17 protein-coding genes, 4 tRNA genes and 1 pseudogene are annotated in these 21,605 nt (G+C 49.7%); 4 read left to right on the forward strand and 18 right to left on the reverse strand.

Annotation, left to right across the window (positions count from 1 at the left end; all coding sequences use genetic code 11):
• Positions 1-15 precede the first annotated feature (15 nt).
• Together BZG80_RS07815 and BZG80_RS07820 are read left to right on the forward strand one after the other, a co-directional pair.
• Positions 16-921 (forward strand): D-2-hydroxyacid dehydrogenase, encoded by a 906-nt coding sequence (locus BZG80_RS07815; RefSeq protein WP_077679097.1) that lies wholly within the window; start codon positions 16-18, stop codon positions 919-921.
• Entirely contained in the window at positions 922-1,536 is a 615-nt protein-coding gene (locus tag BZG80_RS07820; RefSeq protein ID WP_077577035.1) for a uracil-DNA glycosylase family protein, read from the forward strand.
• Between the two features lie 31 nt (positions 1,537-1,567).
• On the opposite strand, the gene hemE is transcribed toward BZG80_RS07820, so the two are convergent.
• Together hemE and nudC are read right to left on the reverse strand one after the other, a co-directional pair.
• A complete protein-coding gene (gene hemE / locus BZG80_RS07825; RefSeq protein WP_077679098.1) occupies positions 1,568-2,632 on the reverse strand; it encodes a uroporphyrinogen decarboxylase in 1,065 nt (354 codons plus the stop codon).
• Between the two features lie 253 nt (positions 2,633-2,885).
• Positions 2,886-3,656: an NAD(+) diphosphatase gene (gene nudC / locus BZG80_RS07830; protein ID WP_077669671.1), complete on the reverse strand. Its 771-nt coding sequence runs from the start codon at positions 3,654-3,656 to the stop codon at positions 2,886-2,888.
• Between the two features lie 144 nt (positions 3,657-3,800).
• Between nudC and BZG80_RS07835 the strand changes: the two genes are divergently transcribed.
• Positions 3,801-4,286, forward strand: coding sequence for an Rsd/AlgQ family anti-sigma factor (locus BZG80_RS07835; protein ID WP_025744442.1), 486 nt, complete (start codon positions 3,801-3,803; stop codon positions 4,284-4,286).
• 143 nt (positions 4,287-4,429) lie between these two features.
• Here the strand turns inward: BZG80_RS07835 and rpoC are convergent, their stop codons facing one another.
• The 14 genes and pseudogenes from rpoC to BZG80_RS07905 all read right to left on the reverse strand — a co-directional run bounded on the left by rpoC (position 4,430) and on the right by BZG80_RS07905 (position 18,394).
• Positions 4,430-8,644: a DNA-directed RNA polymerase subunit beta' gene (gene rpoC, locus BZG80_RS07840; RefSeq protein ID WP_077486505.1), complete on the reverse strand. Its 4,215-nt coding sequence runs from the start codon at positions 8,642-8,644 to the stop codon at positions 4,430-4,432.
• A gap of 83 nt (positions 8,645-8,727) precedes the next feature.
• Positions 8,728-12,753 carry a DNA-directed RNA polymerase subunit beta gene (rpoB, locus tag BZG80_RS07845; RefSeq protein WP_025744443.1) on the reverse strand — a complete coding sequence of 1,342 codons (4,026 nt, stop codon included), beginning with the start codon at positions 12,751-12,753 and terminating at the stop codon, positions 8,728-8,730.
• A gap of 231 nt (positions 12,754-12,984) precedes the next feature.
• Entirely contained in the window at positions 12,985-13,353 is a 369-nt protein-coding gene (rplL, locus tag BZG80_RS07850) for a 50S ribosomal protein L7/L12 (RefSeq protein ID WP_077669672.1), read from the reverse strand.
• Between the two features lie 57 nt (positions 13,354-13,410).
• Positions 13,411-13,899, reverse strand: a complete 489-nt coding sequence (gene rplJ, locus BZG80_RS07855) for a 50S ribosomal protein L10 (RefSeq protein WP_025744445.1) — start codon at positions 13,897-13,899, stop codon at positions 13,411-13,413.
• Between the two features lie 227 nt (positions 13,900-14,126).
• Positions 14,127-14,831 carry a 50S ribosomal protein L1 gene (gene rplA / locus BZG80_RS07860; protein ID WP_025744446.1) on the reverse strand — a complete coding sequence of 235 codons (705 nt, stop codon included), beginning with the start codon at positions 14,829-14,831 and terminating at the stop codon, positions 14,127-14,129.
• Between the two features lie 4 nt (positions 14,832-14,835).
• Positions 14,836-15,264 carry a 50S ribosomal protein L11 gene (gene rplK, locus BZG80_RS07865; protein WP_025674743.1) on the reverse strand — a complete coding sequence of 143 codons (429 nt, stop codon included), beginning with the start codon at positions 15,262-15,264 and terminating at the stop codon, positions 14,836-14,838.
• Positions 15,265-15,386: 122 nt separating this feature from the next.
• Positions 15,387-15,932: a transcription termination/antitermination protein NusG gene (gene nusG, locus BZG80_RS07870; RefSeq protein ID WP_025744447.1), complete on the reverse strand. Its 546-nt coding sequence runs from the start codon at positions 15,930-15,932 to the stop codon at positions 15,387-15,389.
• 11 nt (positions 15,933-15,943) lie between these two features.
• Complete coding sequence (secE, locus tag BZG80_RS07875) at positions 15,944-16,315, reverse strand: preprotein translocase subunit SecE (RefSeq protein WP_025744448.1); 372 nt, start codon at positions 16,313-16,315, stop codon at positions 15,944-15,946.
• A gap of 222 nt (positions 16,316-16,537) precedes the next feature.
• A complete protein-coding gene (tuf, locus tag BZG80_RS07880; protein WP_198532931.1) occupies positions 16,538-17,722 on the reverse strand; it encodes an elongation factor Tu in 1,185 nt (394 codons plus the stop codon).
• Positions 17,718-17,921: pseudogene (locus BZG80_RS07885) on the reverse strand (GTP-binding protein); the annotation flags it as partial. The pseudogene BZG80_RS07885 and the gene tuf, both read right to left, overlap by 5 nt.
• Positions 17,922-18,025: 104 nt before the next feature.
• Positions 18,026-18,101: transfer RNA gene (locus BZG80_RS07890), tRNA-Thr, on the reverse strand.
• A gap of 13 nt (positions 18,102-18,114) precedes the next feature.
• A tRNA-Gly gene (locus tag BZG80_RS07895) sits at positions 18,115-18,189 on the reverse strand.
• 37 nt (positions 18,190-18,226) lie between these two features.
• Positions 18,227-18,311: transfer RNA gene (locus BZG80_RS07900), tRNA-Tyr, on the reverse strand.
• A gap of 7 nt (positions 18,312-18,318) precedes the next feature.
• A tRNA-Thr gene (locus BZG80_RS07905) sits at positions 18,319-18,394 on the reverse strand.
• Positions 18,395-18,603: 209 nt separating this feature from the next.
• On the opposite strand from BZG80_RS07905, the gene coaA reads away from it, so the two are divergent.
• Positions 18,604-19,542 (forward strand): type I pantothenate kinase, encoded by a 939-nt coding sequence (coaA, locus tag BZG80_RS07910; RefSeq protein WP_021024459.1) that lies wholly within the window; start codon positions 18,604-18,606, stop codon positions 19,540-19,542.
• Positions 19,543-19,560: 18 nt separating this feature from the next.
• Here coaA and birA read toward each other — a convergent pair whose 3' ends face one another.
• Together birA and murB are read right to left on the reverse strand one after the other, a co-directional pair.
• Positions 19,561-20,529: a bifunctional biotin--[acetyl-CoA-carboxylase] ligase/biotin operon repressor BirA gene (gene birA, locus BZG80_RS07915; protein ID WP_077679100.1), complete on the reverse strand. Its 969-nt coding sequence runs from the start codon at positions 20,527-20,529 to the stop codon at positions 19,561-19,563.
• Positions 20,526-21,560, reverse strand: coding sequence for a UDP-N-acetylmuramate dehydrogenase (gene murB, locus BZG80_RS07920; RefSeq protein WP_021024457.1), 1,035 nt, complete (start codon positions 21,558-21,560; stop codon positions 20,526-20,528). The genes birA and murB overlap by 4 nt, the downstream gene beginning before the upstream one ends.
• Positions 21,561-21,605 lie beyond the last annotated feature (45 nt).

Consider the following 21,605-nt stretch of genomic DNA (forward strand, 5'->3'; position numbering starts at 1 on the left):
TAAAAAGGAGCCTTTGTGGATAAAGTTTACGTTATCAGCGAGCATGCCGAGACCTATCATCGGTTACTGCATAACGCCACACTACCTGAACTCACCGTCGTGGATCGCCCCGATCAAGCCACTATCTGGCTCGCCGATCCGCCACTGGCGGCACCTCAATTATGCTATGGCGATCAGCTCCGCTGGTTACAATCAACATTCGCCGGTATCGACGCCCTGATCAACGCACCTTATCGACACTATCAATTAACCAATGTGAGAGGCGTTTTTGGTGACTTAATGGCCGAATACGTCTTCGGCTATTTGCTCAACGAAACACGACATATTACTCAATATGCAGACCAGCAAGCGCAACGTCTTTGGCAACCGCACGACTACACGTCGTTACGTGGAAAAACACTGGCTATTCTGGGGACGGGCGCCATTGGTCAGCATATTGCCACCGTGGCTCATGCGTTTGGGATGCACGTGCTGGGCACCAACCAAGATGGGCGTGCTGTCGAGGGGTTTGAGCACACCATGACGCTAACTGCGCTGCGTCAGCGGCTAGGCGAGGTCGATGTGTTAGTCAGTACACTGCCCGCAACAACGGAGACGGCCCAATGCGTGAATGCTGATTTTTGGCAATACGCACAAGACCTCTTGTTTATTAATGTCGGTCGCGGCGCAACGGTCGATGAACCTGCGCTCATTAAGGCCCTGGACGAGAAAAAACTGCGCTTAGCCGTATTGGACGTGATGCAAAAAGAGCCGCTACCTCAAGCGCATCCTTTTTGGGTGCATCCTCGTGTTCACATTACCCCACATATTGCTGCCGTTAGTTTTCCCGAACAAGTTTTTGACCTTTTTGCAGACAATTATCGCCGTTGGCATGCCGGTAAGCCGCTGGCTCATCAGGTCAATTTTAACAAAGGGTATTAAATGGTTTTCTCCGATTTAGAGACCGCCTTAGTAACCGCTCGTGAGTGCCACTTATGCCAACACTGGCTGGCGAACGGCCCCCACCCAATTATCCAAGCGAGTACAGATTCTAGAGTGCTGATTATCGGTCAAGCGCCAGGGCGACGGGTGCATGAAAGTGGTCTGCCGTTTAACGACCCTAGTGGCGATCGCCTGCGTGAATGGCTGGGGGTCACACGTGAGCAGTTTTACCAGCCAGATTTATTTGCCATCATGCCCATGGGCTTTTGTTATCCCGGCAAAGGTAAATCGGGCGATCTGCCGCCGGCGCGTATCTGCGCCCCCGTGTGGCACCAGGCAATCAAAGCACATCTCCCTAACGTTGCGGTGACCTTGCTGATTGGTCAATATGCTCAGCAGTACTACTTAGCCAACAAGCCTAAGACACTGACCGAGACCGTCAAGCAATGGCAACAGTGGGCGCCTCATGCCTTTTCGCTGCCTCATCCTTCTCCCAGAAACACACGTTGGCTACGCCGCAATCCGTGGTTTGAAGAGCAGGTAGTGCCCGCAATGCGACACCGAGTTCAGCAGGCTTTACGAGACGCTCCCCGTTGTAAGGGTCGCCTAAAATAAAAAAACGCTCGCCGATTGGCGAGCGTGATCGTTAGCGATGATAAGGCTTAGATAATTCATGTACCGCATCAATAAAGACGCCTGCATTCTCAGGTGGGACATCCAAGTGAATGCCATGGCCGAGGTTAAACACATGGCCAGTCCCTTCACCGAAACCTTCCAAAATCGTCGAGACTTCTTGGCGAATGCGCTCAGGGCTGGCATATAACATCGACGGATCCATATTACCTTGTAGAGCAACATTGTCGCCAATCCGTGCTTTGGCATCAGCCATGTTAATGGTCCAATCAAGCCCAACACCATCACACCCGGTCGCGGCAATGCGTTCCAACCACATACCCGCATTTTTAGTAAACAAGGTCACTGGCACGCGGCGCCCGTCATGCTCTCGGATCAGACCGTCGACAATTATCTGCATATACTGCAAAGAGAAGTCATTGTAATCGCGCGGCGTTAGCACGCCACCCCAGGTATCAAAGACCATGACAGATTGCGCACCCGCCTTAATCTGCGCGTTTAGATAACTAATCACACTGTCGGCGAGCTTGTCGAGTAAGGCGTGTAACGTCTGCGGCTCGGCATACATCATCTTTTTGATCTTGGTAAAGGCTTTAGAGGTGCCACCTTCTACCATGTAAGTTGCCAGTGTCCATGGACTGCCAGAGAAGCCAATCAAGGGAACTTCACCCGCCAGTTCTTTGCGGATAGTACGCACCGCATTCATCACGTATTGCAATTCCCCCTCAGGGTCAGGCATACCGATTTTATCGACATCCGCTTTACAGGTGATGGGACGAGAAAACTTGGGGCCTTCTCCCGTTTCAAAGTACAGCCCTAATCCCATTGCATCAGGAATAGTGAGAATATCTGAAAATAAGATAGCGGCATCCAAATCAAAGCGACGCAACGGCTGCATGGTCACTTCACAGGCCAATTCAGCATTTTTACACAACGACAAAAAGTCACCCGCCTGCGCACGTAATTCTCGATATTCAGGAAGGTAGCGACCCGCTTGGCGCATCATCCACACGGGCGTGCAATCTACCGGTTGCTTATAAAGGGCGCGTAAATAACGATCGTTTTTCAATTCGGTCATTGTGTTTAAACCTGTGTGCGAAAAGTGGCCGCCATTGTATCACTGTAAAATGGCAACAAAAGCGAAGCTTTGTTAACAGGATCATAAAACGGCCACCCAAGGACCACGAACGATTGCTGGTGATTTAACCGCATGGTAAAACCATCCTATAACGACAATAGATCTACAAAAGACAATAGATCTACAAAAGACATAGGTCTACAAAAGACAACATGTTCGCATCTTACCCCGGCTCCCCTACGGCCGGGTTTTTTTATGCCTGCGTCAAGGTGCAGCTGGCCTCAATCAAGCGTCGAGCAATCGTTCCTGTTGGTGCGACTAACGGTAACTGGTCCATATCAAACCATTGTGCATCGGTGAGCTCCTCATAGTCGGGGTTTAGATCCCCTCCGGCATAATCGGCGAGAAACCCCATCATCACATTAGAAGGAAACGCCCAAGGCTGACTTTCCATGTAACGAATATTGGTTATCGATAGGCCCGTTTCTTCTTTCACCTCACGCGCCACACATTGCTCGAGCGTTTCGCCAGGCTCAACAAACCCCGCAATCACGGTATACATGCCCGTTTTATGACGAGGGTGCTGAGCAAGCAACAAACGTTTACCATCGCGCACGGCAACAATCACACACGGCGATACGCGTGGATAATCATGACGCTGGCAGCTTGAGCACCACATCGCTACCGCCTGCGCGTTAAATTCCGTACGCTGACCACAGCAACCACAAAATGCTTGCTGATGGCGCATATGATCGAGCTGGATGACCCGCCCGACTAACGCAAATAAGTCCGCTGACAGATAGGGGAGTAAGTCCCGAAAGCCTGCCATCTCGTCATCGGGAAGCATGACGTTACAATTAAATATCCCCACCACCGGTGTCTGCTGATAGTTACCGACAGTCACTGTATCACCACCAGCAAACGGCAGCTGCGACAAGGGCATACATGGCAATTGACCACCTGGCAGCCAAAGTTTGCTCTTGCTAACTACACATACATAGACGGCTTTTTGATTCTGAGACATGGTCACTTCCTTAGCCTTGCAGCTACACTTGAATACTGGCAATCTAGTTTCATAACGTGATGCAAAGGATTGAGCAGCCCGTTAATTTTCAGCCGGCCTTATATAGTGCCATTCATTCGCTGATCGATCACGAGGACACCGATCATGCTGAGAAAACTTGAACGTACCAAAGCCCAATGGAGCGGTTACGACGAGGTTATTGATTACTGGCTTGAGTTACGCCGCCAATTATTGGTGGAGTATTACAATGTGGCCGGCGTGGCCGCCAAAAAAAAACAATCGCTGCCAACGAAAGCAGAACTCGATAATTTTTGTGATCATCTTGTCGACTATATTTCGACCGGCCACTTCAAGATCTACAACATGGTCATGGAGCGTTGGCAGTCAACAGGGTTCGCGGCGACGAAAGAGACCGATAACCTTTATTATCGCATCGTTGATACGACAGACCCTCTGTTAGACTTTAATGATAAATTCAGTGCGGTAGACTTGGACGACGAAGATTATGACGCCACCGATTTTGACCAAGATATGTCTGCGATTGGTGAGTGGCTTGAGCAACGTTTTGAGTTGGAAGATACTTTAATTCGATTGATTGCTGACAGTCTGGCTCACCCGCCGGGCGCCTAAAACGCATCACCTAATATCAATAGAAACGCCGCCTCTTGAGATGCGGCGTTTTTTGTGCGCTGAATGAACACAAAAACAAAAGGCATCTCCGAAGAGATGCCTTTTTATTCGACTTAGCTTATCGCGCTAATTATTTCACTCGCTTAGCTGTCGTCGTTCAAGCCCGCATTAAGCAACGCCGCTAGGTCTTGTGATGCTTGCTCTGCATCGACCTGAGGAGCGACTGGCTGCTCTGGCTCTGCACGCTTAGCTTGACGGTCTTTGTGATACGCGAAGCCAGTACCGGCTGGGATCAGACGACCCACGATCACGTTTTCTTTCAGACCGCGCAAGTCATCACGCTTACCTGCCACCGCGGCTTCTGTCAGCACACGCGTGGTTTCTTGGAACGAAGCCGCTGAGATAAAGGACTCAGTCGCCAACGATGCTTTGGTAATACCCAAGAGATCACGGCCAAATGTAGCTGGCTGCTTACCTTCGATTTCAAGATCACGGTTAGCAATCATGACACGAGAGTATTCAACCTGCTCGCCTTCCAAGAACTCAGTATCACCTGCAGACTTAATCGTCACCTTACGCAGCATCTGACGAACAATCGTCTCAATGTGCTTATCGTTGATCTTAACGCCTTGCAGACGGTAAACGTCTTGTACTTCGTTGGTGATGTATTCCGCCACCGCATGGATACCACGCAGACGTAGGATGTCGTGTGGTGATTCTGGACCATCTGCGATCACATCACCTTTCTCGACTTTTTCACCTTCGAAGACGTTGAGCTGACGCCACTTTGGAATCATCTCTTCGTACGCTTTACCTTCTTCTGGTGTGATAACCAGACGACGCTTGCCTTTGGTTTCTTTACCAAAGGACACCGTACCGGTGATCTCTGCCAGAATCGCTGGCTCTTTCGGCTTACGCGCTTCAAACAGGTCAGCAACGCGAGGCAGACCACCGGTGATATCCTTGGTACCGCCGCTTTCTTGCGGGATACGCGCTAGGGTGTCACCAATGCCAACACTCGCACCGTCATCCAGTTGCACGATGGCTTTACCTGGCAAGAAGTATTGAACCGGCATATCAGTACCCGGCACCATCACATCATTACCTTGCGCATCCACCAGCTTCACCGCAGGACGCTTGTCTTTACCGGATGTTGGACGCTCTGAGGCATCCATGACCACGATAGAAGACAGACCCGTTAGCTCGTCAGTTTGACGTTGCATGGTCGCGCCATCAATCATATCCACGAAGCGAAGGCTACCTTCTACCTCAGTGATGATTGGCATGGTGTGTGGGTCCCAGTTAGCGACTACGTCACCGGCTGCCACGGCTTCGCCGTCTTGCTTGCCAAGGATTGCACCATAAGGCACTTTGTAGCTTTCTTTGGTACGGCCAAACTCATCAACAATGGTCATTTCTGTCGCACGCGAGGTAATCACGAGCTTACCGTCGCTGTTGGTAACAGATTTGGCATTGTGCAGGTGCATAGAACCTTTGTTCTTCACCTGGATGTTGTTTTCTGCCGCTGCACGCGATGCGGCACCACCGATGTGGAACGTACGCATGGTCAGCTGTGTACCAGGCTCACCGATAGACTGTGCTGCAATAACACCGACAGACTCACCGTGATTAACCAAGTGACCACGAGCCAGGTCGCGACCATAACAGTTGGCACAACAACCAAAGTCGGTTTCACAGGTTACAACAGAACGCACTTTCACTTTATCGACGGAATGATGCTCAAGAATGTCACACCATTTTTCGTCCAACAGCGTGTTGCGTGGTGCCAGGACTTCTTCCGAGCCAGGCTTGAGCACATCTTCTGCCACAACACGGCCTAGAACACGCTCACGCAGGGCTTCTTTAACGTCACCACCTTCGATAACCGCCATCATGTGGATACCGCCTTGGGTACCACAATCGGTTTCGGTCACAACCACGTCTTGCGCGACATCGACCAGACGACGCGTCAGATAACCTGAGTTCGCGGTTTTCAGTGCCGTATCCGCCAGACCCTTACGGGCACCGTGCGTTGAAATAAAGTACTGAAGTACGTTTAGACCTTCACGGAAGTTCGCGGTGATTGGCGTTTCGATGATGGAGCCATCCGGCTTCGCCATCAGACCACGCATACCCGCTAGCTGACGGATCTGTGCGGCAGAACCACGTGCACCTGAGTCAGCCATCATGTAGACGCTGTTAAACGATGTTTGCGTTTCTTCTTCGCCATCACGGTTAATCACTGTCTCGGTAGACAGGTTATCCATCATCGCTTTGGCAACTTGTTCGTTCGCAGCCGCCCAGATATCGATCACTTTGTTATAGCGCTCGCCGGCCGTCACTAGGCCTGACTGGAACTGCTCTTGAATTTCCGCGACTTCAGCTTCAGCAGCTTCGATCAAGTCGTACTTCGCTTGTGGGATCACCATGTCGTCGATACCGACAGACGTGCCCGAAAGCGCTGAATACGCAAAACCTGTGTACATGATTTGGTCAGCGAAGATAACAGTATCTTTCAGACCCAGCTTGCGGTAGCAGGTGTTTAGCAAGTTAGAAATTTGCTTTTTACCTAATGGCTGGTTCACCAAGTCATACGGCAAGCCGTCAGGAACAATGGTCCATAGCATGGCACGGCCCACGGTGGTATCCACCAATGACACTTTTTCCGTGCGTGTACCCATCTCATCGATGTCGATTTGCTTGATACGTACTTTTACACGGCTGTGCAGTTCAGCATGACCGGTACGGTATACTTTTTCTGCTTCACCTGGACCAGCCAGGTACATGCCTTCGCCTTTGCCGTTGACCTTTTCACGGGTCATATAATACAGACCCAATACCACGTCCTGCGACGGAACGATGATAGGATCACCAGACGCTGGCGACAGAATGTTGTTGGTTGACATCATCAACGCACGCGCTTCGAGCTGAGCTTCCAGCGTTAGCGGCACGTGAACAGCCATTTGGTCACCATCGAAGTCAGCGTTATACGCCGCACACACCAACGGGTGCAGCTGGATCGCTTTACCTTCGATAAGCACAGGTTCAAACGCTTGGATACCCAAACGGTGAAGTGTTGGTGCACGGTTAAGCATCACTGGGTGTTCACGGATGACATCATCCAAGATATCCCATACGACCGCTTCTTCGCGCTCAACCATCTTCTTAGCGGCTTTGATAGTGGTCGCTAGACCACGAGTCTCAAGCTTGCCGTAGATAAACGGTTTAAACAGCTCTAGTGCCATTTTCTTTGGCAGACCACACTGATGCAGACGCAAGTATGGACCCACGGTAATCACCGAACGACCAGAGTAATCAACACGTTTACCCAGCAGGTTCTGACGGAAACGCCCCTGCTTACCTTTGATCATGTCAGCCAGTGATTTCAGCGGACGCTTATTCGAGCCGGTAATGGCGCGACCACGACGGCCGTTATCCAGCATGGCATCGACAGACTCTTGCAGCATACGCTTTTCGTTACGCACGATAATATCTGGCGCAGCAAGATCAAGTAGACGCTTCAAGCGGTTGTTACGGTTAATCACACGGCGGTACAGGTCGTTGAGATCCGAGGTCGCAAAACGACCACCATCCAACGGGACCAATGGACGCAGATCGGGCGGCAACACAGGCAGCACGGTCAAAATCATCCACTCAGGGTTGTTACCTGATTGTAAGAAGGACTCAACCAGCTTCAAACGCTTGGTGATCTTCTTACGCTTGGTCTCAGAGTTCGTCTCTTCGAGCTGTTCACGCATTTGCTCTGTCTCAACCGACAGATCCATGTTCGCGAGCAGTGCTTTGACTGCTTCTGCGCCCATGCGCGCGTCAAATTCGTCGCCCCACTCTTCGAGTGCGTCTAAATATTGTTCTTCAGACATCATCTGACCGCGCTCTAGGCTGGTCATGCCTGGTTCAATAACAATATACGACTCAAAGTAAAGCACACGTTCGATGTCACGCAGTGGCATGTCCATCAACAAGCCGATGCGCGATGGCAGCGACTTCAGGAACCAAATGTGGGCAACAGGAGAAGCAAGCTCAATGTGACCCATGCGCTCACGGCGCACTTTGGTCTGAGTGACTTCAACGCCACATTTTTCACAAATGACGCCGCGGTGCTTGAGGCGCTTATACTTACCACAAAGACACTCATAGTCTTTGACCGGGCCAAAGATACGTGCACAGAACAAACCGTCACGTTCAGGCTTAAAGGTACGGTAGTTGATGGTTTCTGGCTTTTTCACTTCACCAAACGACCATGAACGAATCATGTCCGGTGAGGCAAGACCGATTTTGATCGAGTCAAATTCTTCGGTCTTATGTTGTGCTTTCAGAAACTTAAGTAAGTCTTTCACAATCGGCTCCTGTGAGGAGTTGACCCATAAAGGCGCTGACAGGCAGCGCCTTCATATTCTTACCGGAGAGAGTAGCTCGAGGCTTACTCGTCTTCCAGCTCGATGTTGATACCCAACGAGCGGATTTCTTTCAGCAATACGTTGAAAGATTCCGGCATGCCCGGCTCCATACGATGGTCGCCATCTACGATGTTTTTATACATCTTAGTACGGCCATTAACGTCATCCGACTTCACGGTGAGCATTTCTTGTAGGGTATAGGCAGCACCGTATGCTTCCAGAGCCCAAACTTCCATCTCACCGAAGCGCTGACCACCGAACTGTGCCTTACCACCCAACGGTTGCTGCGTCACCAAGCTGTAAGAACCGGTTGAACGGGCGTGCATCTTGTCGTCAACCAAGTGGTTCAGTTTCAGCATGTACATGTAACCCACGGTTACCGGACGCTCAAACTTCTCACCAGTGCGGCCATCGTACAGGTCAAGCTGACCAGACTCAGGCAGATCACCCAATTTCAGTAGTTCTTTAACAATTGGTTCAGGCGCACCGTCAAAGACAGGAGACGCTGTCGGCAGACCATCACGCAGGTTTCCGATTAAGGTGCGTACTTCTTCGTCAGTCAGTTGGCTAATGTCCACTTTCTGACGGGTATCACCGAGATCGTAAACCTTCTGCAAGAACTCACGGAATTTCGCTAGTTCTTGCTGCTCTTTGAGCATGCGGTTGATCTTGTCACCAATCCCTTTCGCTGCCAGACCCAAGTGTGTTTCTAGGATCTGACCGATGTTCATACGCGAAGGTACACCCAACGGGTTCAGCACTAAGTCGACGGGTTCACCAGATTCGTCGTAAGGCATATCTTCGATCGGGTTGATCTTCGAGATAACACCTTTGTTACCGTGACGACCAGCCATTTTATCACCTGGCTGGATGCGACGTTTAACCGCAAGGTACACTTTAACGATCTTCAACACGCCTGGCGCAAGGTCATCACCTTGGGTGATCTTGCGACGTTTGGTGTCAAATTTCTTGTCAAAGTCAGCTTTGATTTCGTCGTACTGCTCGGCAAGCTGCTCTAGCTGCGTTTGCTGTGCTTCGTCGTCTAGTGTCTGCGTCAACATGGTCTGACGATCCATGCTGGCTAATTGACTATCAGTGTAACCGGCTTGAGAAAGCAGTGTGCGAACACGTGCCATCAGACCACCTTCAAGGATAGAGAACTCCTCGGTTAGGTCTTTTTTGGCTTCTTTCAGCTGCATTTCTTCGATTTCGAGTGCACGTTTGTCTTTTTCAACGCCATCGCGAGTAAAGACTTGCACATCGATAACCGTACCAGATACACCATTAGGAACACGCAATGATGAATCTTTTACGTCAGAGGCTTTTTCGCCAAAGATTGCTCGTAGTAGCTTCTCCTCTGGCGTCAGTTGTGTTTCGCCTTTTGGCGTCACTTTACCGACCATGATATCGCCGCCTTTGACTTCGGCCCCGATATACACAACCCCAGATTCATCCAGCTTAGACAGTGCCGCTTCACCCACGTTTGGAATATCCGCAGTAATTTCTTCACTGCCCAGCTTGGTATCACGCGCCACACAAGAAAGCTCTTGAATGTGAATAGTGGTTAAACGATCTTCCTGAGCCACACGCTCAGAAATAAGGATGGAATCCTCAAAGTTATAACCATTCCACGGCATAAACGCGATGCGCATGTTCTGGCCGAGTGCCAGCTCACCCAAATCGGTTGATGGTCCATCAGCCAAGACGTCACCTTTGGCGACTTCATGGCCTGGCATCACAGTTGGACGCTGATTAATACAGGTGTTCTGGTTTGAACGTGTGTATTTCACCAAGCTGTAGATATCGATACCCGCTTCGCCTGATACCAACTCATCTTCATTCACTTTCACCACGATACGTGATGCGTCGACCGACTGAATGGTACCACCGCGTTTCGCTACCGCTGTCACACCCGAGTCAACCGCCACATTACGCTCGATACCTGTTCCCACGAGCGGCTTTTGCGCGCGCAGTGTCGGCACCGCCTGACGTTGCATGTTCGCGCCCATCAAGGCACGGTTAGCATCATCATGCTCAAGGAACGGGATCAGTGAGGCTGCCACCGATACGACCTGGTTGGTCGCAACGTCCATGTACTGGACATGATCACGTGGGTGCAAGCCTGACTCACCGGTTTCACGCGCGGTGATCAGTTCATCAGTGAAGGAGCCATCTTCGTTCAACGCAGCGTTCGCCTGCGCAATCACGTAGTGACCTTCTTCGATCGCTGACAAATAATCAATTTGATCGGTCACTTTACCGTCAACGACTTTACGGTAAGGTGTTTCTAGGAAGCCGTAGCCATTACAACGTGCAAAGGCAGACAGTGAGTTAATCAGACCAATGTTCGGTCCTTCCGGTGTTTCAATCGGACACAGACGACCGTAGTGGGTGGCATGAACGTCACGCACTTCGAAACCTGCACGCTCACGCGTCAGACCGCCTGGACCCAATGCAGAAATACGACGTTTGTGCGTCACTTCTGACAACGGGTTATTTTGGTCCATAAACTGTGACAGCTGTGAAGAGCCAAAGAACTCTTTAACTGCCGCAGAGATAGGCTTAGCGTTAATTAAGTCTTGTGGCATCACACTGTCGAGATCACCCAAGCTCAAACGCTCTTTTACTGCACGCTCTACACGTACTAGACCTACACGGAACTGGTTTTCTGCCATTTCGCCCACAGAGCGAATACGGCGGTTACCCAGGTGATCAATGTCATCAACTTCACCAATACCATTTCGGATATGGATGAGTTTACGCATCACCTCGATAATGTCTTCTTTGCTCAGAACGCCTGGGCCAGTCAGATCATCACGACCCAGAGAGCTGTTAAACTTCATACGACCCACAGATGATAGGTCATAGCGATCGTCTGAGAAGAACAGACTTTCGAACAGTTGCTCTGCCGCTTCACGCGTTGGTGGCTCACCAGGACGCATCATGCGGTAAATTTCAACTAACGCCGTCAAGCGATCCGTTGTATTGTCGATACGCAGGGTATCTGACATGTACGGGCCGTGATCCAGGTCATTAGTGAACAGGGTTTCGATACGTTTGTGACCTGCTTGCGACAACTGCGCCAGTGTCTCCAGACTTAACTCTTGGTTAGCCGAGACAATCACTTCGCCAGTTTCCTGGTTGATATATTCACGTGCAGAAATCTTGCCCGCAATATACTCCACCGGCACTTCGATGTGATCAACGTTATCTTTCGTCAACTGACGGATATGACGCGCGGTAATTCGACGGCCTTGCTCAACGTAAACTTTACCGTCGGCTTCAATGTCGAAATTTGCCGTTTCGCCACGTAGACGATCAGGCACCAACTCCATCACCAGAGATTTGCCCTTCACTTCGAAAACGACTTTTTCGAAGAATAGATCCAAGATCTCTTCAGTTGTGTATTCCAGCGCACGCAGAATAATAGAAGCCGGCAGCTTACGACGACGATCGATACGAACGTATACGATATCCTTAGGATCAAATTCGAAATCCAACCATGAACCACGGTATGGGATCACGCGTGCGTTATATAGCACTTTTCCTGAGGAGTGGGTTTTACCCTTATCGCTGTCGAAAAAGACGCCCGGACTACGGTGCAGCTGGGATACGATAACCCTCTCAGTACCATTGATGACAAAGGTACCATTTTCAGTCATGAGCGGAATTTCGCCCATATAGACTTCTTGTTCTTTGATGTCTTTTACGGTACCAGCCGGGGCTTCCTTATCAAACATCACCAAGCGCAGTTTCACGCGCAGTGGGGCCGAATAGGTTACGCCACGAATTTGGCATTCTTTGACATCGAAAACTGGCTCACCGAGACGATAGCTAACGTATTGCAGCTCGGAATTGCCGTTGTAGCTCTGAATTGGAAAAACAGAGCGAAAGGCAGCTTCAAGACCGTATTGCCCTTCTGGATCCTGCTCGATAAAGTTCTTAAAAGATTCAAGCTGGATCGACAGCAAGTATGGCACGTCCAGAACTTGAGGACGCTTACCAAAATCCTTACGGATACGCTTTTTCTCGGTATAAGAGTAAACCATAGGGTTCCTCAGCTCGCTGATAAGTGACCCAAACTGTCCGATAAAACAAGGACAGTGACTAAACAACCACCGTTTAGTGTAGGAAAATCAAAGCGCGTGCTTTGATCTTTTTTGCATGGTCAGCAGTGATAAAACGGGGTGGAAATTTCACTACTGCCCTACAGCGCAAAAAGGCCGGTGGCTTTCTAGCCACCAGCCAATGCCCTTTCAGGCTAGGAAATTAAGTATAAATTACTTAACTTCAACAGAAGCACCAGCTTCTTCTAGCTGAGCTTTAAGCGCTTCAGCTTCTTCTTTCTCAACACCTTCTTTCAGAGGTGCTGGCGCGCCGTCAACAAGCGCTTTCGCTTCTTTCAGGCCTAGACCAGTTGCGCCACGTACCGCTTTGATTACTGATACTTTGTTCGCACCAGCTTCTTTCAGGATAACGTCAAATTCGGTTTGCTCTTCAGCCGCTGCGCCTTCGCCAGCACCACCAGCAACAACTGCTGCTGCAGCTGATACGCCGAATTTTTCTTCCATAGCTTCGATAAGCTCAACAACTTGCATTACAGACATGTCTGCAATTGCGTCTAGGATTTGCTCGTTAGTGATAGACATAACAATTCTCTTTAAAGTCAACAATAAAAGGATTAAGCAACCAGATTAAGCGGGCAATTAGGCCGCGTCTTTTTGGTCGCGAACAGCGGCGATAGTACGAACCAGCTTGCCGGCAGAAGCTTCTTTCAAGCCCATCATTAGGCGTGCAATTGCTTCGTCGTACGTTGGCAGTGTCGCCAATACCTCTGGGTCAGTGATCACGCCTTCGAATGCAGCAGATTTAACCTCAAACTCGTTGTTTTCTTTAGCGAAGTCTTTAAAAAGACGCGCAGCAGCACCTGGGTGCTCGTTAGAAAACGCAATCAGAGTTGGGCCAACAAAAGTGTCTTTCAGACACTCGTAGTCTGTGCCTTCAACTGCACGGCGAGCCAGTGTATTACGAACAACTTTCATGAAAACGCCCGCTTCACGCGCTTGTTTACGTAGAGAAGTCATCGCATCCACGGTTACACCGCGAGAATCAGCAACTACTGCAGACAGGGCACCACTGGCAGCTTCGTTGACTTCAGCAACAATTGCTTTTTTGTCTTGAAGGTTTAAAGCCATTTGGATTTGCTCCTGGATTGTTTAACACCACTCCCCACATAGCGTAGAGAGAGCTTTTACGGTGCAGATCCAAGAAAGACGAAAATCTATCATGTTCTGGCACCGTCTACGTAGGAGAGATTAAGTTCGCTATGAACACCTACGGTCTTGGACGAAGTTTGCCGCAGCAAACTCAGCCATAAAATTGCCAAGCGAGAGAGTATAAACTACTCGCTCGCTTGTCGCAATTAGTTAACGCTTGCGTCCAAAGAGTTCTGGTCTAATGAAACACCAGCACCCATAGTGGTCGACAGGCTAACTTTCTTAATGAAAGTACCTTTTGCTGAAGTTGGCTTCGCCTTCTTCAGTGCAACCAACAGCGCTTCAAGGTTCTCTTTTAGGCTGTCAGCGTCAAAGTCTACTTTACCGATAGTAGTATGAACGATACCGTTCTTATCGTTACGATAACGAACCTGACCTGCTTTCGCGTTCTTAACCGCTTCAGCAACGTTAGGCGTTACAGTACCTACTTTCGGGTTTGGCATCAGGCCGCGTGGACCTAGGATAGTACCTAGCTGGCCAACAACGCGCATTGCGTCTGGTGAAGCGACGACAACGTCAAAGTTCATTTCGCCTTTCTTCACTTGCTCAGCAAGATCTTCCATACCCACGATATCTGCACCCGCTTCTTTCGCAGCGTCTGCATTCGCACCTTGGGTGAATACTGCAACACGGATATCACGGCCAGTACCGTTCGGCAGTACAGTTGCACCACGAACGTTTTGGTCTGATTTACGCGCATCGATGCCAAGGTTGACAGAAACATCAACACTTTCAACAAATTTTGCAGTCGCCAGTTCCTTAAGTAGAGCAACGGCTTCGTTGATGTCGTACTCTTTGGTCACATCAACTTTTTCGCGGATTACGCGCATGCGCTTAGTCATTTTAGCCATTGTCTTAACCCTCTACGTTCAGGCCCATTGAACGGGCAGTACCCGCAATGGAGCGTTTCATCGCTTCGACGTCCGCACCCGTCATGTCTGCCGCTTTGGTTTCTGCGATCTCTTGGATCTGAGCGTCAGTAACGGTACCCACTTTTTCAGTGTTCGGACGACCTGAACCAGACTTAACACCGGCTGCTTTCTTAAGCAGAATCGCCGCTGGTGGGGTCTTGGTTACGAAGGTGAAAGAACGGTCACTATATACAGTGATAACAACAGGAGTTGGTAGGCCTTTCTCGATAGATTCAGTCTTCGCGTTAAACGCTTTACAGAACTCCATGATGTTCACACCGTGTTGACCTAGAGCAGGACCAACCGGTGGCGATGGGTTAGCTGCACCCGCTGCAACCTGCAGCTTGATGTAAGCTTGTACTTTCTTAGCCATTATTCAATTACCTAATTTTGGGTACTAACGTCTATCTTGCGACAGACTTCCCGTTTAACAAAAGGGCGCGAAATTATAGTCAAATTTCGCGCCCTTGCCAACCGTTAGCGGTGCTTTTTTGATCAGGTTTTTTCTACCTGGCCAAATTCAAGCTCTACCGGTGTTGCACGGCCGAAGATAGACACTGAAACTTTAAGGCGGTTTTTATCGTAGTCGACTTGTTCAACCACGCCGTTAAAGTCTGCAAATGGGCCTTCAGTAACGCGTACCACTTCACCTGCTTCAAATACAGTTTTATGCACCGGAGACTCGCTCGCTTTTTCAAGGCGATTGAGGATAGAGTCCGCTTCTTTATCAGAAATTGGAGCTGGGCGATCAGAGGTGCCGCCGATAAAGCCCATCACACGTGGCACACCACGTACTAGGTGCCACGACTCATCGTTCATCACCATTTGGACGAGCACATAACCTGGGAAGAATTTACGTTCGCTTTTACGACGTTGACCTTGGCGCATTTCAACCACTTCTTCGGTTGGCACCAATACTTCCCCGAAATAGTCTTCCATTTCGTGCATCTTGATATGTTCGCGCAATGATTGCGCCACACGGCTTTCAAAACCAGAGAAAGCCTGAACCACATACCAACGTTTTTTGGGAGCTTCGCTCATGTACTTTTACCTCACACGCCAGTGATTAGGCGGACTAGACGGACCATGATTCCGTCAACGCCCCACAAGATGAGCGCCATAACAACAGTAACAGCCAGAACGATGAGAGAGGTTTGCAAAGTCTCTTGGCGCGTAGGCCAAATGACTTTACGCACTTCCATACGCGATTCGCGTGCAAACGTGATCGCAGCTTTTCCTTTCATCGTGAGTGCAGCCACACCGCCAGCAGCGGCAACCAGCACCACTACAGCAGCAGCTCGCACTACTACAGACACATCACTGTACAGGCTATTCCCTACCACGGCTGCGGCCAATAGGACAAAAACAACACCCCACTTGAGGATGTCCATCGAACCGGATTGGGTCTCAGCGTTCGCTTTCATACATTCTACCTGTAACAAGTCTACATAGACGGCAGTGCCTATAACAGCATACGGTCAGTATTCTGCAAGGCACGTGGTGATCTTATCTCTCGTTAGAGGGTGATACGATCACTAAAGTCCGCGCTGACCGACCACTAGTGGCGAAAATTACGCCAATAGGAGTGTCAAACGCAGAAAAAGGGCATCAAATGATGCCCTTTTTACTAGTGTTTCGTCAAATCATTATTCAACGATGTTGGCAACAACACCAGCGCCTACAGTACGGCCACCTTCACGGATAGCGAAACGTAGGCCTTCGTCCATCGCGATTGGGGCGATAAGCGTTACAACCATCTTAATGTTGTCACCAGGCATAACCATCTCAACGCCTTCTGGCAGTTCGATAGTACCGGTCACGTCAGTTGTACGGAAGTAGAACTGTGGACGATAACCTTTGAAGAACGGCGTATGACGGCCGCCTTCGTCTTTACCTAGTACGTATACTTCTGATTCGAACTTGGTGTGCGGRGTGATTGAACCAGGCTTCGCCAGTACTTGACCACGCTCAACTTCGTCACGCTTAGTACCACGCAGAAGAACACCAACGTTCTCACCCGCACGGCCTTCGTCTAGAAGCTTACGGAACATTTCAACACCAGTACAAGTGGTCTTGGTGGTGTCTTTCATGCCTACGATTTCAACGTCGTCACCYACGGTGATGATGCCTTGCTCAACACGACCGGTTACAACAGTACCACGGCCTTGGATTGAGAATACGTCTTCGATTGGCAGGATGAACGGCTTGTCGATCGCACGCTCTGGCTCWGGGATGTAAGAATCCAGGGCTTCAGCAAGTTCAACAATCTTCTGCTCCCACTGCTCTTCACCGTTCAATGCACCAAGTGCAGAACCTTGAATCACTGGGCAGTCGTCACCTGGGAAGTCATACTCTGAAAGTAGCTCACGRACTTCCATTTCAACCAGCTCAAGCAGCTCTTCGTCATCAACCATGTCACATTTGTTCATGAACACGAGGATGTTTGGAATACCAACCTGACGGCCAAGTAGGATGTGCTCACGGGTCTGTGGCATTGGGCCATCAGTYGCTGCWACWACYAGGATACCACCGTCCATTTGCGCAGCACCGGTGATCATGTTTTTCACATAGTCAGCGTGTCCTGGGCAGTCAACGTGTGCGTAGTGACGGTTTGGCGTATCRTACTCAACGTGAGACGTTGCGATGGTGATACCACGATCACGCTCTTCTGGTGCGTTATCGATTGACGCGAAATCACGCGCAGCACCGCCGTATACTTTTGCAAGTACAGTACAGATAGCTGCAGTCAGCGTAGTTTTACCATGGTCAACGTGGCCAATAGTACCAACGTTAACGTGCGTTTTCGTACGTTCAAATTTTTCTTTAGACANGAGACGTTGCGATGGTGATACCACGATCACGCTCTTCTGGTGCGTTATCGATTGACGCGAAATCACGCGCAGCACCGCCGTATACTTTTGCAAGTACAGTACAGATAGCTGCAGTCAGCGTAGTTTTACCATGGTCAACGTGGCCAATAGTACCAACGTTAACGTGCGTTTTCGTACGTTCAAATTTTTCTTTAGACATGACAGTCCCTCTAAGCACGGTATTTCGGTGGCATTACGACCACACAACCAACAATCAGGTTTGTTGAGTATACATCAAACGGCTTGAAGTTACCTTGGAGAGGATGGTGCTGATAGGCAGATTTGAACTGCCGACCTCACCCTTACCAAGGGTGCGCTCTACCGACTGAGCTATATCAGCACTCTAAAAAGAGTGGAGCGGGCAGCGGGAATCGAACCCGCATCATCAGCTTGGAAGGCTGAGGTAATAGCCATTATACGATGCCCGCAATCGTTACTCGTAGAGCTATTCAAACAATTTGAAATTGGTGGTGGAAGAAGGATTCGAACCTTCGAAGGCTGAGCCGTCAGATTTACAGTCTGATCCCTTTGACCACTCGGGAATTCCACCTAAATTTTGGTGCCGGCTGCCGGAATCGAACTGGCGACCTACTGATTACAAGTCAGTTGCTCTACCAACTGAGCTAAGCCGGCGACAAGTGCTGCGCATTCTATGCCATGGATTTGAGGGGTGCAATAGGGAATTTTAAAAAAATGGGTGATTTTTGCGTCTTTTGGGTATTTTTTTGTGTGATTGTTGGGAAAGTAACCAGCCAACACCTTGATGACAATAGGCAAGCGCTTTTCCTTCCCGCTGGTTTGCGGTATCGTCACTCTCTTTATTGGCTTAAGGCACATGGATCATGAACGCAACGCTAACGCCTTATTTGTCGTTCGACCGTCAACAATGGGCTGAACTGAGGGATGCAGTGCCCATGACGCTTACCGAAGATGACATTGACCGCTTACGCGGCTTGAATGAACATTTATCAATGGATGAAGTGCGCGATGTCTATCTACCGTTGTCGCGCTTACTCAATCTGTATGTTAAAGCGCGTAAAAGCCGAACTGAAGTGCTTGATGAGTTTCTTTCTCAGCCCGTGTCAAACCATGTGCCTTACGTTATCGGCATTGCAGGCAGTGTGGCGGTTGGTAAAAGCACGACGGCGAGGCTCCTAAAAGCGCTTCTAACCCGGTGGCCGGATCACCCTAAAGTGGCGTTAGTCACCACTGATGGTTTTTTATATCCAAATGCTGAGCTCGAATCGCGCGGCATCATGCACAAAAAGGGCTTCCCGCAGTCGTATGACATGCGCAAGCTGGTTGAATTTGTCGCTGACGTCAAATCAGGCAAAGACTGTGTCACTGCGCCTGTTTATTCTCACCTTGTCTACGACATTACATCGGATGAGCAAAAAGTCGAAAAGCCCGATATTTTAATATTAGAGGGGCTGAATGTGCTACAAAGTGGCATGGATTATCCACACGACCCGCACCACGTGTTTATTTCTGATTTTCTCGACTTTTCTATTTATGTAGACGCCGAGCCTGACTTACTCAAACACTGGTACATCGAACGCTTTATGAAGTTTCGGCGCGGGGCATTCCTCGATCCACAAGCTTATTTCCACCATTACACGCGCTTGTCCATCGAAGAAGCGACACAGAAAGCAGCCACCATTTGGAATGATATTAACGGCAAGAATTTACTAGAAAACATTTTGCCAACCCGTGAACGGGCAAGCTTAGTGTTAGAAAAGGGCCCGAACCATTCTGTTCAGCGCGTTCGCGTGCGTAAATAGTCCGCATTCGTATAAGGACTAATCATCGCGCCTTAACGAGATTTCCCCTCCCAAGTAAGGCGTGATGTTTCCATCAACCTCCAGCAATAAGGCGCCATGCTCATCAATACCGCGCTCAATACCTTTTACCTGGCGGTCGCCCATTAATAGCTTAACGGGGCGACCGATAAAATTATCCAGTTGTGGCCAATCAGCCAAAATACTAGCCATACCTTGCTGTTCGTAGGCGATAAGCGATGCCTTGAGACGGTCAATCAAGTTCGCTGCTAACGTATTACGTGCCGGCATCGGTGAACACGCCTGTGCAAGCTTCGCCCAAGGTTGATCAATATTGTCGTTAAGATGGGTCCCCATACCGAGGTTAAGCCCCATACCAATCACTATGTGTGCCGCATCACCCGTTTGCCCGGTCATTTCAACCAAAATACCCGCCAACTTTTTGTCTTGATAATAGAGGTCGTTTGGCCATTTTACTTTGACACCTGTCGCACCCAGATCGTGTAACGCTTTTGTCATTGCTACTCCGACAACAAGGCTGAGCCCCATTGCCGCCGCAGGCCCTGCATCTAATCGCCAATACATGGAGAGGTATAAATTGCTACCAAACGGCGATTGCCATGCACGCCCTCGACGACCACGGCCTTGTTGCTGATACTCGGCCAGGCACACACTACCAGGACTGAGCTGCCCCACTCTTTCCATTAAATGCTGATTGGTTGAGTCTATCACTGGGATCACAGCCAAAGCAGGTATATCGGTATGGGCACTTAACCAAGCTTCATCGAGCAGCTCAATCGGTTGTGATAAGCAATAGCCTTTGCCCTGTACTCGATAAATATCAAGCCCCCAAGATTGGAGAACCTTGATGTGTTTACTGATCGCCGCACGCGTCATACCCAGCGCTTCCCCCAGCATTTCGCCAGAGTGAAACTCACCATCAGATAAACGTGTAATCAAGGCGAGACGTGCCGAATGCGCGCTCTTCATTGTGCCTCCAAGGTTGTTTCACCCTGCTGATCAATCAAGCGCACTTCGTGCTCAAGCCTCACACCAAAACGCGTATAAACATGCGAGACGACATGCTTAGCTAAACGTATCACATCATCACTGATCGCATTCTCGGCATTGGTAATAACCAGTGCTTGCTGAGGATGAACGCGTGCGCCGCCTTGGCGTTTCCCTTTTAAGCCACATTGATCAATCAGCCACCCCGCTGCGACCTTTTTTTGTCCCAAAGGCGCGGAAAAGAGCGGCACATCAGGGTAAGAAACCTTTAACTTTGTCGCTTGCTCGCTATCAAGCACCGGATTTTTAAAGAAACTCCCAGCGTTACCGCATACAGAAGGATCGGGTAATTTAGCGCGCCGAATCGCACACACAGCATCAAAAATGCCTTTGGGGGTCGCTTGTTGAGAATCCAGTTCAGCTAACGCGCCATACTTGAGTACCGGTTTCCACGCTTTATCCAAGCGAAAGCCAACCTGAGTAATGACCCATCCCTGCATGGCGGGGGTTTTAAAAATCGAATCGCGGTAACCAAACTGACATTCATCGCAAGACAGACGACGTTGATTGCCCGTGTCAGGATGATAGATATCGACGTAAGCGCAACGCTCCGCAAATTCGACACCATAGGCACCAATATTTTGAATCGGTGCCGCCCCCACACAGCCGGGAATTAATGCCAGGTTCTCAAGCCCAGGCATCGCATTATCAATACTCCAGGCAACAAACGCATGCCAAGGCTCACCGGCGCCAACATGTAATAGGTAATGGTCAGCGTGGTTATCGATCGTGATCCCCTTTAGGCGGTTAAGGACCACCACTCCCTCAAAGTCTTGGCAAAAAAGCAGGTTGCTGCCTTCACCAACCACTAACTTCGGTGAGTTGTGATAATCAGACGCTTGCCAAATCTCTTGTAAGTCTTGCACACAATGTGCTTCTACAATCGCTTGGGCGCGCGCGGGCAAACCAAACGTATGATGGGGTGTCAAAGACACATCAGATAACCACTTCATCGTTGCATTACGCTGTTAGAAAACTCATTGATGGGTATACTACCT

The sequence above is a fragment of the Salinivibrio sp. MA440 genome (assembly GCF_001996265.1).
GTDB lineage: Bacteria > Pseudomonadota > Gammaproteobacteria > Enterobacterales > Vibrionaceae > Salinivibrio > Salinivibrio costicola.

What these genes read in the sequence shown, in the direction of transcription:
- BZG80_RS07820 (WP_077577035.1), top strand. Translation starts at nt 922, where the DNA reads ATGGTTTTCTCCGATTTAGAGACCGCCTTAGTAACCGCTCGTGAGTGC.
- hemE (WP_077679098.1), bottom strand. Translation starts at nt 2,632, where the DNA reads ATGACCGAATTGAAAAACGATCGTTATTTACGCGCCCTTTATAAGCAA.
- nudC (WP_077669671.1), bottom strand. Translation starts at nt 3,656, where the DNA reads ATGTCTCAGAATCAAAAAGCCGTCTATGTATGTGTAGTTAGCAAGAGC.
- BZG80_RS07835 (WP_025744442.1), top strand. Translation starts at nt 3,801, where the DNA reads ATGCTGAGAAAACTTGAACGTACCAAAGCCCAATGGAGCGGTTACGAC.
- rpoB (WP_025744443.1), bottom strand. Translation starts at nt 12,753, where the DNA reads ATGGTTTACTCTTATACCGAGAAAAAGCGTATCCGTAAGGATTTTGGT.
- rplL (WP_077669672.1), bottom strand. Translation starts at nt 13,353, where the DNA reads ATGTCTATCACTAACGAGCAAATCCTAGACGCAATTGCAGACATGTCT.
- rplJ (WP_025744445.1), bottom strand. Translation starts at nt 13,899, where the DNA reads ATGGCTTTAAACCTTCAAGACAAAAAAGCAATTGTTGCTGAAGTCAAC.
- rplA (WP_025744446.1), bottom strand. Translation starts at nt 14,831, where the DNA reads ATGGCTAAAATGACTAAGCGCATGCGCGTAATCCGCGAAAAAGTTGAT.
- rplK (WP_025674743.1), bottom strand. Translation starts at nt 15,264, where the DNA reads ATGGCTAAGAAAGTACAAGCTTACATCAAGCTGCAGGTTGCAGCGGGT.
- nusG (WP_025744447.1), bottom strand. Translation starts at nt 15,932, where the DNA reads ATGAGCGAAGCTCCCAAAAAACGTTGGTATGTGGTTCAGGCTTTCTCT.
- secE (WP_025744448.1), bottom strand. Translation starts at nt 16,315, where the DNA reads ATGAAAGCGAACGCTGAGACCCAATCCGGTTCGATGGACATCCTCAAG.
- coaA (WP_021024459.1), top strand. Translation starts at nt 18,604, where the DNA reads ATGAACGCAACGCTAACGCCTTATTTGTCGTTCGACCGTCAACAATGG.
- birA (WP_077679100.1), bottom strand. Translation starts at nt 20,529, where the DNA reads ATGAAGAGCGCGCATTCGGCACGTCTCGCCTTGATTACACGTTTATCT.
- murB (WP_021024457.1), bottom strand. Translation starts at nt 21,560, where the DNA reads ATGAAGTGGTTATCTGATGTGTCTTTGACACCCCATCATACGTTTGGT.